General features: G+C 56.9%; 9 protein-coding genes. 6 read left to right on the top strand and 3 right to left on the bottom strand.

The genetic code is table 11. The features are described 5' to 3' along the window. Positions 1-69: 69 nt before the first annotated feature. Entirely contained in the window at positions 70-927 is an 858-nt protein-coding gene (locus tag OS242_RS13295; RefSeq protein ID WP_267152164.1) for a hypothetical protein, read from the bottom strand. A gap of 170 nt (positions 928-1,097) precedes the next feature. Here OS242_RS13295 and OS242_RS13300 point away from each other — a divergent pair, with 170 nt between their 5' ends. From OS242_RS13300 to OS242_RS13310, 3 genes are all read left to right on the top strand, one after another. Continuing rightward, the gene (locus OS242_RS13300; protein ID WP_267152165.1) at positions 1,098-3,908 is read left to right on the top strand and encodes a hypothetical protein; all 2,811 of its coding nucleotides are present in this window, start codon (positions 1,098-1,100) and stop codon (positions 3,906-3,908) included. A 135-nt stretch (positions 3,909-4,043) separates the two neighbouring features. Next, the gene (locus OS242_RS13305) at positions 4,044-4,916 is read left to right on the top strand and encodes an N-acetylmuramoyl-L-alanine amidase family protein (RefSeq protein ID WP_267152166.1); all 873 of its coding nucleotides are present in this window, start codon (positions 4,044-4,046) and stop codon (positions 4,914-4,916) included. Between the two features lie 119 nt (positions 4,917-5,035). Then, a complete protein-coding gene (locus OS242_RS13310) occupies positions 5,036-7,375 on the top strand; it encodes a hypothetical protein (protein WP_267152167.1) in 2,340 nt (779 codons plus the stop codon). Positions 7,376-7,472: 97 nt separating this feature from the next. On the opposite strand, the gene OS242_RS13315 is transcribed toward OS242_RS13310, so the two are convergent. Next, positions 7,473-7,844 carry a hypothetical protein gene (locus OS242_RS13315; protein WP_267152168.1) on the bottom strand — a complete coding sequence of 124 codons (372 nt, stop codon included), beginning with the start codon at positions 7,842-7,844 and terminating at the stop codon, positions 7,473-7,475. 129 nt (positions 7,845-7,973) lie between these two features. On the opposite strand from OS242_RS13315, the gene OS242_RS13320 reads away from it, so the two are divergent. Both OS242_RS13320 and OS242_RS13325 read left to right on the top strand, forming a co-directional pair. Then, positions 7,974-9,182 (top strand): multidrug effflux MFS transporter, encoded by a 1,209-nt coding sequence (locus OS242_RS13320; RefSeq protein ID WP_267152169.1) that lies wholly within the window; start codon positions 7,974-7,976, stop codon positions 9,180-9,182. Between the two features lie 125 nt (positions 9,183-9,307). After that, on the top strand, positions 9,308-9,985 hold the full coding sequence (locus OS242_RS13325; protein WP_267152170.1) for an MgtC/SapB family protein: 678 nt from the start codon (positions 9,308-9,310) through the stop codon (positions 9,983-9,985). Positions 9,986-10,034: 49 nt separating this feature from the next. Here the strand turns inward: OS242_RS13325 and OS242_RS13330 are convergent, their stop codons facing one another. Continuing rightward, positions 10,035-11,948 (bottom strand): lamin tail domain-containing protein, encoded by a 1,914-nt coding sequence (locus OS242_RS13330; RefSeq protein ID WP_267152171.1) that lies wholly within the window; start codon positions 11,946-11,948, stop codon positions 10,035-10,037. A gap of 250 nt (positions 11,949-12,198) precedes the next feature. Between OS242_RS13330 and OS242_RS13335 the strand changes: the two genes are divergently transcribed. Next, positions 12,199-13,878: an ABC transporter substrate-binding protein gene (locus OS242_RS13335; RefSeq protein WP_267152172.1), complete on the top strand. Its 1,680-nt coding sequence runs from the start codon at positions 12,199-12,201 to the stop codon at positions 13,876-13,878. Positions 13,879-13,915 lie beyond the last annotated feature (37 nt).

Raw genomic sequence — 13,915 nt, forward strand, 5'->3', positions numbered from 1 at the left:
TGCCGTTCCTTTTTTCCACGGCATAGTGCTGACAGGTGGCGCAACAATGAAAGCGGCTCATGCGATCTCCTATTCAGCCGGAACGATATACTTTTTGAGCAGTCGCAAGCTGTCTTTGTGGCGGTTCCAGAGGCCCTTTTTGTTGTCAAACTTTTTGGCGATGTCGCTTTGTTTCGAGGCCGGTTTCATCAGCGGTTTGCGGTAGGCGACGGTGCCGTTGCTTATGTAGTAGTTGTGGGTGATCACCGTTTTGTTTGCGCGCAGGACAAGCTCGATGACGTGCAGCAAGTGATCGGTGTCGCGCGAGATCCATTTGAACGAGTCGCGGAACAGGAAGGAGATCTCGCCGTTTTGGATCTGGGTCAGGTCGTCCAAGATCTGGCTGTCGACGCCCGATTCGAGCGCGGGCAGGTCCGGCAGGTCTGTTGCCGTCGGGGTGTAGGTGACGTATTGGTATTTCATCGTGGAAAGCGCGATCTGTTGGAACGCCTCCCAGGCGAGCGGATACCGGGACGGCAGCGAGCCGAAGAGATCCTGTGCGGGCTGATCCGCCTGACGGGCCAGTTCCGCGAGGTCGACTGTCGCAAAATACTCGATCGCTTGCGAGGTGAGGGTGCGGATCTCGCTGTCGTCGAGGAGCTTCAGCTCGCTGTGGAGGTGTTGGATCTGGTCGCTGTTGCGGACGGCGAGGACGACCAGCGCGTTGACTTCCTTGTGATAGGGCATGTAGAACGTGCCTTCTTCCAGCACGGTCAAGAGCAAGGTCGAGCGAAACTTTGCGTCGTTCCAATGCGAGAGGAGCGAGGTCAGCCGGTTTTCCACGTCGTTTGTGACAGCGGTGACCGTCTCTTCGTTCAGGTCTTTGGATTGCAAAAATACGCCGAGTTGTTCGTTCAAGTAGGTCGAGATGGGATGTGTAATGATCATTCACTCCTTGGATGGTCTGTGTGACTTGTTCTAGTATAACTGATTATCGCCCCTGTCTTTCTGTTTCTTTCCATGATGACGTTTTTTTATGAATGGCGGTCGAGGCGGCAGGAAACGGGTGATCTTTCTTGAAGGGATTTTTAACAGAGCAGGTGAGAGGGGGATGTCAGGTGGAAACGGAACGCAAAGCCCGTCCCGTGGAAAAGTCGACACCGGTATCGAAAGCAACGTCGAACGTTCCGGCTCAGGCTGCCGGTCCGTTGCTGTCGGTCGCCGGGTTGCATCGGCTGCAGCATACGGTCGGCAACCGGGCGGTGCTGCAGATGATGAGAGACCGGCGGAGAGCGCAGATGCAACCGGTGCAGACGGAACAGCGGGGACAGGTGCTGCAGGGCCAATTCAAGTATACCAACAACATCGATCTCTCCCGCAAAAACGGCAAAGAGGAGGCGCAGGTGTCGCCGGGATCACTGACGGTCGGGGCGCTGTCGCTGCCGGCCTCCTATCGGCCGCCGACCCAGTTCGGCATCGAGCAAAAAGCGCATTCGATCTCGTGGACACTGCTCAAACAGGCGTATGAAAATGTCGGCAATCTGGACGAGAAACTCACGGTCGAGAAGTTTATCAACGAGTATCTGAAAAAGGATTGGGCCGCTTTGAGCGAGCAAAAACCGCTGCTCGAAGAGGATGAAGACAACGAGACGTTGACGAACGCGTATGCCGCGTTTAACCGTTTTTTGGGTGAATATCCCGACAGTTTCTTTACTGAATTGGTGACACAGTCCAAATCGGCGGCCGACTGGTCGGCGTTGGTTCAAAAGTGTGTGTCCGATCTGTTTGTGGCGACCCAGTTGGCTCCGCTGACGACGCACACCGGATTTACAGCTGTGAAAGGCGCGAGTTCCAAAGGCGTGCAAGAACACCGTCCGTCCAACCACGGAGAAGGCTATGCCAACCGCAAACTGCGCGAGTTGGAAGCAGAGTTGAAGCAAGGCAAGTCGGTGTCCGGCCAAACGGTGGAAGAGTGTGCTGCGATGTATTGGGACCCTGGCAGCGACCGGGAAGGCGGCATTTCGGATCTGAAAGAGTTGCAATATTTGAAAGCGGAATTTCTCAAGGCGTTTGAACGCGCCTATCCGAACATCTGGAAGGCGCATGCGGCAGATGTGAAGAAGGTGTTCACGTCGGTCGCCGACAAAAAGCCGAATGCGGAGGCAGACGCCGAAGCGGAAGTCGAAGCGGCGGTCAAGGAAGAGGACGAGGAGAAGGAAGAGCCGGGCAAGCAACAGTTTCAAGCGTTGCTGCAGGTGGAGGAGAAGGACACGGGCGGCAATTTGCAACGGTTCCCGGCATCAGAGTTTGATGTCGACGATCTGAAGTTGTCCAACGACCGCCCGCCGACCAAGTACGGCCCGATCGGCCAAAAATCGCATACCGTGTCGTGGTCGCTGGTGCTGCAAGGATTGCAGAAGGCAGCGTCCGGGAAGGATCTGTCCCAATTTTTGAGCTCGCTGCTCTCCAGATGGACGTTCTTGAACGACCAAGACTGGGAAGGCATGATCGACAGCGAACTGCTGAACGCAAGCGATTTTAAAGCCAGTACGAAACCGAGCACGGTCCAGAGCGCACAAAAAGTCAACAAGACGCGTTTGGAACAGGTGCAGGCCCTGATCGAGCCCAATCTGACGCGCCTGAACGCGGCGCTCAGCGGACTTTGTCTGACCGGACTGGAGTGGAAAAATCTGTTGCAGACCACGATCTCCGACTATGTGGTCGTCTACCAGTCTTCGCCGCTCGCCAGCTACAAGGACGGCATGCCCAAAGGCAACGGTGAGTCGGACGCGAACAAGTGGCTGACCCATCGGGAGTACTACCTGACCCACGCGGATGATGAAAAGTTTGACGACGAAGCGAAGGAACTGATGGAAACGCAATGGGAGAAAAAATTCAAATACGAATTTGACAAGAAATCCAGGGGCGGCAACCCGGTCAGGTATCAAGACAAAGACTCGGAGGAGATCTCCAAGTCAAAAGCGGTAAAGAATTTGATCGGCAAAAAAGGATTTACGGACGATACGCAGAAGGACATGGACCGTTTGCTCGTCAAACAGGAAGCGTTGAAACATCTCGATGTTTCGTGGAACACGTTCAAGTCGGGCCGGATGACGACGGCCGACAAGATGAAGTACATGTCGATGGTCCTCTACGAGTGGGAATCGGCCGTCGCCGAGGCGTACCCGAAGGTCGGGGAGTCGCATGGGCAGGAGTTGCGCGATTACAGCGATCTGTATGCTGTGTCCGACACGATGAATGAGGACCTGATCGAGCAGAAGGTGGAAGAGAAGCGCGAGTCGCTGAAGGACAAGATGTTGGAAGACGGCGAGTTGGAGAAAGAGCTGGAGCAAGTCAGAGCGGAACATGAAGGCAAAGTCTTCATCCTCAGTCCGATCATGGACAGGACGAGAAACGCCTATCAGAATGTCGCGCCCGATTCGGCGAGCGTCCAAGCCAGCCCCGAGTATGACAAAGGGTTGGCCTCGGCACGGGGAGGGGCTCGCGAGCAAAACGGTTCGGAGGCGTACAAGCTCGCCATGCAACATTACCAGTCCGGGATGGAAAAGGCGCAAGGCGAGCAGGCAAAACCCGCGGAGAAAGCGGCGGCCGCCGGGTATGACGACTATAGGAGGGGTGTTTCGATCGCCCAATCGGACGGAGCACTCCCGGCAGAGGCGGCTGCAAAGACCGGATTTGCCGACTATCACAGTGGCATTTTTGACGCGCAGATTCAGGCGGCCAAAGGGACGGGCGGACGCGGTGTCGGCTATGAAGATTTCATGAGAGGGACACAAGATCGGGATCAGGACCCGAGCGGCATGGTGCAGGAGCCGGACTGCTATGGCTACATGGCGGGCTTCCGCAGACCGCAGGACGGAGGGGCGCGCAGCACCAGCCCTTCGCCGAAGAAAAAAATAAAACAGTAAAAAAGTAAAACGTTTACTATCTAGCTCCTGCATGAAAATAGTCACAAACACGTCGATGTTTGTGGCTTTTTTGTATATTTTGGCAGATGCGTTCATGTACTGTCATGTAAGCATTTATTCAAGGGGGGTGTAAGCATGCCGAAAGTGATTTGCATCGATCCCGGTCATGGCGGCTATGATCCGGGAGCATGCGCGCAGGGTGCGAGAGAGAAAGAGATCACCCTGCAAATCGGGCTCCACCTGCGCGATCTGCTGCGTCAGGCCGGATTTACGGTGGTGATGACGCGGGAGACCGATCAATCGCCGGGCGGATGGACGCGGGTGGACGCCGACCTGCGGGAGAGGTGCCGGATCTCCAATCTGGAGAGGGCGGACGTGTTTCTGTCGATCCACGTCAATGCGGGCGGCGGCCGCGGGGCGGAGTTGTACGTGTACGGGGACGGCGGACCGATCAAAGGGCTGGCGCAGAGCGTGATCACAAACGTCGCGACGATCTGCGGCACGCACGGGCGGCCGGTGCGCGACGGCGGGCCGAACGGGACCGGGTTTGCGGTGCTGTGCAACACGGAGGCGGACGCGATGCTGCTGGAGATCGGCTTTATCGACTCGGATGATCTGCCGAAGATCAAGGCGCGCATCGGGGAGTTTGCACCGTTGATCACCAAGGCGTTTTGTCAGTTTTACGGGGTGCAGGTTCCGGTGAGCCCAGCCAAAGAGCAACAGGAGACGGCCGATGGTCTTGAACGCAGCGCTGTCGAACTGGTGATCGGGCAGCTCGGTGCGATGACCAAGACGGGATCGAGCGATGTGCTGGTCGCTTGCAACTACGCGGCCAATGCGCTGCGTCGCGAAATGTCACTGCCGATCACGCAGGCGCTCGGGGTGCCGAACGACCGGGCTGCGGCCGGGGTGATCAACGTGCTGAGCGCGCTGTGGATGTGCGCGGATAAGCGGGCGATTCAAGAGGCGTACCATTTCGCTGCCGATGCCTTGCGTTCGATTCGTTAATGTTTTATGCTCCATAAATATTTATTGCATATATTTGGAACTCCGGAAATAACATCTTATCAAGTTGATGTTAAATATTGAACTCTAGCAGGGATGTTGGGGGAAAGGGGCTTTTGTCAATGGCACAAACGAATGACAAAGACAGAAACAAGGCGGTGGCGACGACCGATTCGACGTTTGTCGATACGCCGATCGAAGACAGAATTCCGACGAACTTTACGGAAGCGATCTACTACGGGATCTTGAAGGCGTTCGCATCGGGCAATCCGAAGCAGATGTTTTCGCTGAGCTGGCCGGGTACGGTGCTCGATCACGAGCGTCTGGCTTGGGAAGCAGACGATGAGGTCGCAGGCATCATGCCGGAAACGCAGATGGTGCGCACGTCGCAGATCCTCGACATGTATGTTCCGCCGTCCCCGATCACGCAGCCGGACGGCACCCGCGTGTCGGACCGTTATGCGACGGCGCTGTCGGCACTGGGTCCGAAGCCGAACCCGGAGTTGATGAAACTGCAAGCGACGATCCGCGAGCGTCTGCGCATGGAGATCACGAGAACGGTGGACGGCAAGGAACAGACGTTTACGCTCGTCTCGTGGTTCAATTATCTCTACACCCAGTGGACGCAAGAGAAGGAACAATGGTCGCGTAAACAGACGGAGATCAAGGCGGAACTGCTCGCCAAGTATCCGGATGATGAGGATAAATATTGGAATGCCTACCTTGCGTGGTATGAGGAGAATGCCGACGCGTATATCCAAGACATCAATTCCAAATGGGATCAACTGCTGATCGAGTTCCCGTTGGTCGAGTGGCAGGATGCGCTGGCGATCCTTGACACCCGCGATGACGGCGGTCTGAACGCGGCGAAGGATCTGATTCAAAACATGCGCCTGCCGCTGCCCCGTCAAGAGGGTATCGACTATGTACCGACGACCGGCATTCCGTATGATTGGCCGCAACAGTTGACCCCGACCACGAAGCACATCGACCTGCTGGCCGACCCGATCGCGCAAAAGATGGCGCTGGACACGGCGATCACCAAGCTGGAAGACGAAGTGCTCAACTGGATGGCGATCCTGCCGAAGGTGAACGACGAGGTGGTTGCTGCCAATACGAAGGCGTTCAACGACTCGATCCGCAATTTCAGCAACGCGCAATCGGCGCTGATCAATCAGTACACGGCCAACGTGGTGACGGCCGTCGAGGTGTTCTGTGACATTCAGAAGTCCCGTGGCGTGCAACTGTTCGACGTGGCGGATGAAGACACCGACACCAAGACCAAACTGACGGCCGGCGTGCAAAAGCTGGTCAACGGTCTGGCCGCGTCCGCGACGGGCGGGGCGCCGGCTCCGACGGTGAACTGGGATCAGATCAAGGAAGTGGCGAGAAAGCTGGCGGACGGCCAAGACAGCCTTGTCGCGAAGCAGCAAGGGCTGATCGACGCAGGCAACGATCTGGCGGAAGCGGCCAACGCCTACCTGCAAGATCAAGCGCACAGCACGTTGCTGACCTGGCTCCCGACGTATGTCGAGCAGCTCAAGAGCAAGTTGGCCGATCTGATCGAGCAGCGCACCAATTTGGCGACGGCTGCCAACGTGTACTACAAGTACGACACGGCGAAACCGAAAAGCCCGGAAGAGACGCCGGAAGAGACGTTCGGCCAAAACGCGTTCGCCACAAAGCTGGAGTATCCGGCGAGCGACCGTTGGACGGAGATCAACATTGCGATTGAATCGAGCCATATGACGTCCGACTCGACGATGAACACCTATTTCTCCAACAGCCAGTGGGGCGTAGACTTCTTCATCGGCAGCGCAGGAGGTTCGTCGCGCCACAGCTACTCGCACTTTGCGAACACCTTTATGAAGAAGGGCACCAAGATCCAGATCGGCTTCCTGGCGACCAAAGTATTGATCCAGCGCCCGTGGATGAAGCCGGAGATCTTCAACAACAGCGCGAGCTACTTCCGTACGCTGGAGAAGCCGCTCTCGCCGACCACGCAAGTCACGCAAAACATGCTGCTCAACCCGGCGAATCAAGGCGTCGTGTCGGAACTGGCGCACAACTACACGCTGCCGGCGTATCCGGTCGCCGTCCTGCTGGTTAAAGACGTGACGATCAAGGTGCAGATCGACTCGACCAAGACGGAAGACGTGCGCACGTTGGCGAAGTCGATCCGCTCCAACGGCGGCGGGTTCCTCTGCTTCTCCGTATCCAGCGTGGAGACGTCGCAGTCGCAGAGCGAGCGGATGAACTCCTTCTGCATGGCCGGCCAAATGATCGCCAAAGCTCCGGCTCCGCAGATCATCGGCTACTGGAACGAGTTTGTCGCGCCGGACAAATCGACGAAGATCGATGAAAAGATCGCCTCGCAAATCGCCGAAGCGATCGGATTTGCGAACAAGATCCAGACGGTGTACCAAGGGGCACCGGTACACAAGGAAGTGCCGCTGCGCTAAAAGGAAACGAAAAGCCAGCCTCTGCGACGAGAGGCTGGCTTTTCGTATTTCTGAACCGTCTACAGCTACTCAGAGGCGACCAAGCGCTCCCAGCGAGTCAGCACAAACTGCATGAACATCGCGTTGACGATGAAGATGATGAAGTACGAGATCGCGGAGTAGGCGAGCGTCCAGCCTGCACCGTTTGATAGCTCCCGCGAAACTGCCATTTGTCATACGTGTAGGCAAAGAGGTAGCCCATCAGCGGGTAGATGATGGTGTAGATCAGGAGGTCGAAAAAGTCGTACTGAGGGGAGCCTCCCGTGTCATACAGGTCGAACGGCTCCAAAGCGATAACGTGATCGGCCGTGGTGCCGAAAAAGGCGTTGAAGAGGAACAGCAACACGGTGACAGATGTCGGAAAGCGCTTGGGCAACAGGAAGAACAGCAGGCCCAGGATGAGGAATAAGGTGGCAAACAATGAGAGCATATCTGCAGTCACCTTGTAGAAGTTTTCCTTTATCATGTGCAAGTTGGCAAAAAAACTTGCATCTTCAAGTTTTTGTGTGAAAAGTTATTGTATACTGATAGGAATTGAATGAGGATTGGAGACGTGCATATGGAGCAGTCCTTGCAGTCGGACCGCACGGCGCGGTCACGACGTTTTTGGATGGTCGTGACGTTGGGGTCGTTGACGGCGTTGGCTCCGCTGTCCATCGATATGTATCTGCCGGCGTTGCCGATGCTCGCGGCAGATCTGGATACGAGCGCGTCGCTGACTCAGTTGTCGCTGACGCTGTTTTTGGTCGGCCTCGGTGCCGGGCAGATCATCGCCGGGCCGCTCAGCGATGCGCGCGGGCGTCGCGGGCCGCTGATGATCGGATTGATCCTATATCTGATCTCTTCTGTTTTGTGCGCCGTGACGTCTTCGATCTGGGTGTTGCTCGCGTTGCGATTGGTTCAAGGGTTGTCCGGTGCGGCGGGGATCGTCATCGCGCGGGCGATTGTGCGCGATCTGTACGAGGGCACGGAGATGACGAAGTTTTTCGCGCTTTTGATGCTGGTCAACGGGGCGGCCCCGATCTTGGCCCCGATCTTTGGCGGGCAGTTGCTCCGGGTGACGACGTGGCACGGAGTGTTTGTTGTGCTGGGGTTGTTGGGGCTCATGATGCTGGTGGCGTCGCAGTTGAGTTTGTCGGAGACGCTTCCCGTGGAGAGACGCTCGACAGGGGGTATCCGCAAGACGCTGTCGACGCTGCGCCATCTGCTTCGCGACCGCGTGTTCATGGGCTATGCGTGGGCGCAGGGTCTGGTGATGGCGGGCATGTTTGCCTATATCGCCGGGTCGCCGTTTGTGTTGCAGGATCTGTTCGGGGTGTCGCCGCAGACGTTTTCCTTGCTGTTTGCGGTCAACGGGATCGGGATCATCATCGCCGGTCAGTTGGCAGCCCGGCTGTCGGTGCGCTACGGTGAGCTGAAGGTGTTCGTGGCCGGGATCGCGTTGGCGGCGGCTGGCAGTCTGTCGTTGCTGGTGATGATCCTCACCGGAGCGGGTCTGTTCGCCGTGATGGTCTCGCTGGTGGCGGTCGTGTCCAGCGTCGGCATCGTCGGTCCGACCGGCACGTCGCTGGCGATGCAAAACCAAGGCAAGGCGGCGGGCAGCGCAGCGGCGCTGATCGGGGTGCCGCCGCTGTTTCTCGGTGCGTTGATCGCCCCTTTGGTCGGCATCGGCGGCAGCGAGACGGCGGTGCCGATGGGGGCGGTGATCGCCGTCACCGACGTCGGGGCGTTGCTCTGCTACGTGCTGATGATACGCGGGCGGAACTGAGTTTTTGAAAAAGAATGCGTCACCGGCTGCGGTCGGTGACGTTTTTACGTGAACATTTTTGCACGTTCTGGAAACGCTATGCACAACACGTTAACACTCGGATACAAGCAAAGGAGCCTTGGCAGATGATACATGGTTTTTTGTTTAAATTGAGTCTCGCGCTGTTTCTCGGCCTGTTGATCGGGATCGACCGGCAACTGCGCAACAAGCCGCTCGGGGTGAAGACGAGCATGATCATCTCGGTCGCCTCCTGCCTGATCACCATCGTCTCCATCGAGGCGGTGAATCGCTACTCCGCACCGGGTCACACCAACATGGACCCGATGCGACTGGCGGCACAGATCGTCAGCGGGGTCGGCTTCCTTGGGGCCGGGGTGATCTTGCGCCGGGGAGATGATGTGATCTCGGGTCTGACCACCGCGTCGATGGTCTGGGCGGCGTCGGGGCTTGGCATCGCGGTCGGGGCGGGGTTTTATTGGGAGTCGCTGACGGCGATGCTGATGATCATTTTGGCGATCAATGTGTTTCCTTTCCTCGTCAAGCGGCTCGGTCCCAGTTCGCTCAGGGACCGGGATATGGCGATCCGGGTGATCGTGGATCAAGATCAGGATCTCAATCATATTTTCAAACAGATCAAGGGCCAAGATCTGCAGGTGCGGCGCGTGAAGATCAAGGACACGCCCGACGGGCATCAGCAGTTGGAGATGATCGTTGTGAGCGCAGATGAGCGGTACACGACCGATGTGTATATGGCGTTGAAGTCGATTCCTCATATCCTGTCGGCCGAGGTGCAGAGCAGATAAAAAAGAAGCGAGAGCAGGGGATGCTCTCGCTTCTTTTTTGTGTGGCAGCTTACAGGCCGTTGATGTCGGTGATCATCAGGGTGTCTTGGCCGTATGCGTTCGAGTCGGTGTCGGACAGGTATTTGTAGGCTCCCGATTCGAACAGGGTGTACAGGGAGTTGTTGTGGTAAAGGGTGTTTTGAGCCAAAGGAGTTGCCGTCAGCGTGTTTCTGTGGTTTTGTCCGTCCAAGAACCACGTTTTGGTGGACACGCCGTTAACGGTGTGCCACTCGTACGCGCTTTGGCTCAACTCGTCGTTGTAGAAGAGCAAGGAGGACGCGGAGTTGCGACCGTACGATTTGCTGAGGACGATGCGTCCGTCCGGTGTGAAGGCGATGCCTTGGATTCTGTCCGGAATCGACAGGATCTTGTCTGGCGTGCTCTTGGTGATGTTGCCGGAGGTCGCATCGACCGGATAGGCGGAGATGATCGCCGGATTGGTTCCGCCGGTGCGGGTGGTGATGTGATGCGACGGATCGGTGGGATAGTCGGTGCCGGTCGCCGAGTCATAGTAGAACTCACCGACCCACAGATAGCCGTTCGAGTAGGTGACAAAAGAGGCGTTCGTATTGACCGGAATCGCTTCGGTGATGAAGACTTTGTCGCGGTCGCGCACGTTGTAGATCGACGTCAGCGGGATGCGCAACAGTTGATCGTCGTTGGAGATCCACGCGTCGGTCGACGTGACGGTGATGCCGCCCGCATGCCCGTTATACAGGGCGCGGTCCAAGGAGCCGGCGTTGTTGTAGATCGTCATCGACTTGACCTTCTGGCCGGTGGCGGCATCGAGGACGGTGATCATGCTGGATTTCTTGTCATCGCGGTAGTGCGTGATCAGGAACCAGTTTTTCGCCGGGACGTAGGTCATGCCTTGCGGAACGAGCCCGTCAGTCGCAGTCAGGCCGGGAACGATCGGACCTTTAACCGAGCGGTTTAAGAAGGACGTATAGGAAGAGTTGGTGCTCTTCGGCATGTTGCTGATCGCCGCTTGGGAGATCGCTTTCGAAAGCGGTGCGGCGATGAGTTTGTTCTTGATCGACAGGTTGTTCGACGTGTCGACGGCGCCGACTTCGAACGTATAGTCTTGCTCTTCGGTCAACCCGGTCAGCGTTTGGGAGCGGATCTCTTTGCGGTAGGTGTGGTAGAAAGCGCCGTCCATGTAAATGCGGTAGAACGCGAGATCCGACTCGGTGTTGGCGTTCCACGACAGGGTCACTTTGCCGGTTCCCGGCACGGCGGTGAAGCCGGTCGGAGCGGCCGGATCGGTGTTATCCCATGCGGACGGCGGGACTTGACCGGTGAATACGGAGCCCGGTGTGGCGAGCTGTCTGTCGGTGGTCAGGTTGCGCATCTCGATGGAGCCGTCAGTCGGGTAGAGATAGGAGATGCCTTTGTTTTCTTGCACGTCCGTTTCGGCGTAGTGGACGGTGCTGATCTTGGTGCCGCTGGAGTTGGCGATCGAGATCGTGCGAGGATCGGCCGGGACGTTGGCGAGGCCGCCTGCGGAGACTTCGAAGACTTGGCTGGCAGTCAGTGCGGTGCCGTAGTTGCTGTTGAAACCGGACAGAGTGGCGGAGTCCACCGACTTGATCCAGACGACGAACGTGCTTTTGGGTGCGATGTATTTGTCGGTGGTGATCGTCCAGGTGTAGACGGTCGGCGTTTCGTAGACGATGCGGTAGTTTTTCAGGTTGATCGTGGAAGACGTGTTGTTATACAGTTCGATAAATTCATAAGCGTCCGGCGTGCCCGTGTCGCCGCTGACCGTCAAAGTGTCAGGCGTGACCTCGGTGATCATGAGATTCGGCACGGTGTAGGAGTTGGCGAAGGCCGTTTCCGTGGCAAACGGGATGCCCGCCAGAACCAGCGCAGACGTCATGACGGCTACACATGCTTTCGGCCATGCTTTTTTGAAGATGTCCATGAGTATCGCTCCTTTGTGTGAGTCGTTTTGTTTATATATTAGTATAATTTTCGGGGTTGCGGTAGTTTTTTACGGGTGCAGAGGTGTGGAAGAATGTGGGGCAAGAGCGTGCCTCTGTATAAGGAACCTGCTTTTATTTGTTTTCGCGGGCTAAAATTCAACAATTTCTGTTTACAGATCGAAATTGTAATGGTTATAATCTCTACAGGTCCATGGAAAAATAAATGACGTAAACGGGAGGGGTATTTATATGTATAAAGGTTGGAAAACGACGGCCAGCTTGCTCGTCGCGAGCACGCTGCTGCTGTCCGCTTGCTCGACAGAGACGGAGGAGACGGCGACGCCTGTCGATCTGAAAAACAGCTCCAGCGAGGTGACGCTCGCGTCCGACATGTCGAAAAACCCGGAGGCGGCCAAGAAGCGCAACGACACGTTCATCGCAGGCATGTCTTCGCCGCAGGGGGTCTTCAATCCGTACTTCTACCACAACGGCTGGGACGGCAATGTGACGTCCGTGCTGTTCGGCTCGTTGGTTGATGTTGATAAATCGGGCAAATACATCCCGTCGCTGGCGGAGAAGTGGGTCCTGTCCGACAACCAGCTGACCTACACGTTCACGTTGAAAAAAGGCCTGAAGTTCAGCGACGGCTCGCCGCTGACCGCAGACGACGTGGCGTTTACGCTGACGATGCTCCACGACAAGACGTATGACGGTGAGACCGATGTGTCGCAAGTGCAGATCAAAGGCGGTCAGGACTATAAAGAAGGCAAGGCGACGTCGATCTCCGGCATCGAAGTCATCGATCCGCTGAACATCAAGATCACGACGGAGAAGGTCAACGCGCTGTCGTTGCAGATCCTCGGCGGCCCGGTGCTGTCGAAGGCGTACTACGGCAAAAACTATTCCCCGGGCAATCTTGACCATCTGCGCACGCTGCACGGCGCGCCGGTGGGTGCAGGTCCGTACAAACTGGAGAAGTACATCCCCGGTCAAGAGGTGCGCACGAAGGCAAACGAGCACTATTTTGCAGGCAAACCGGCGATTGAGAACTTCATCTACAAAGTGACGACCTCCGACACCAACCTTCAATTGTTCCAGACCGGCGAGACCGACTATGACGGCTTCACGGCCAACCCGGACAATTTTGAGCAGTTGAAGAGCCTCGGGTTTGCGAACATCAACGTGATGACGTCGAGCGCGTATTCCTATCTGGATGTCAACCACAAGCGTCATCTCAAGGACAAAAACGTCCGTCAAGCGCTGATGTACGGCATCGACCGCAAGCAGATCGTCGACGCGACCTTCCGCGGCTACGGCGAAGTGGCAAACGAGCCGATCTCGCCGATCTCGTGGGCGTTCACGCCGGACATCAACCCGTATGACTTCAACCAGCAAAAAGCGAAGGAATTGCTCGACGCGGCCGGTTGGAAAGCGGGCGCGGACGGCATCCGGGAAAAAGACGGGCAAAAGCTCAAGCTGACCCTTTTGACCCGCAAAGGCAACGACGCGCTGATCACCATCGCCAAGCAAAACCTTCAAGACATCGGCATCGTGCTCGAAGTGGAAGTCATGGACTTCAATGCGATGCTCGACAAGATGGAAAAGGGCGACTACGACCTGTCCTCCGTCTCCACGCCGGGGATGGTCGACCCGGCCGAGAGCGCGCAAAACTTCCTGAGCACCATTGCGGACAACGGCTACAACAACCCGGCCATCGACCAGCTGATCCTGCAAGGGCAGAGCACGCTCGACATCGACAAGCGCAAACCGATCTACCAAAAGCTGTTCAAAGAACTGAATGAGGACGTGCCGTCGATCTTCCTCTGGTACAGAAAGTCGATGACTGCGCACAACGGCCGCATCCAAGGACTGGAGCCGAACGCGTACACGGGCATCATCGGCGATCTGCCGAAGTTGAAGATCCAATAACCCAGCCATCTGGCTGGGTTTCTTCTAAAGGAGGCTC

The sequence above is a fragment of the Tumebacillus lacus genome, from assembly GCF_026410385.1.
GTDB classification, from domain to species: domain Bacteria; phylum Bacillota; class Bacilli; order Tumebacillales; family Tumebacillaceae; genus Tumebacillus; species Tumebacillus lacus.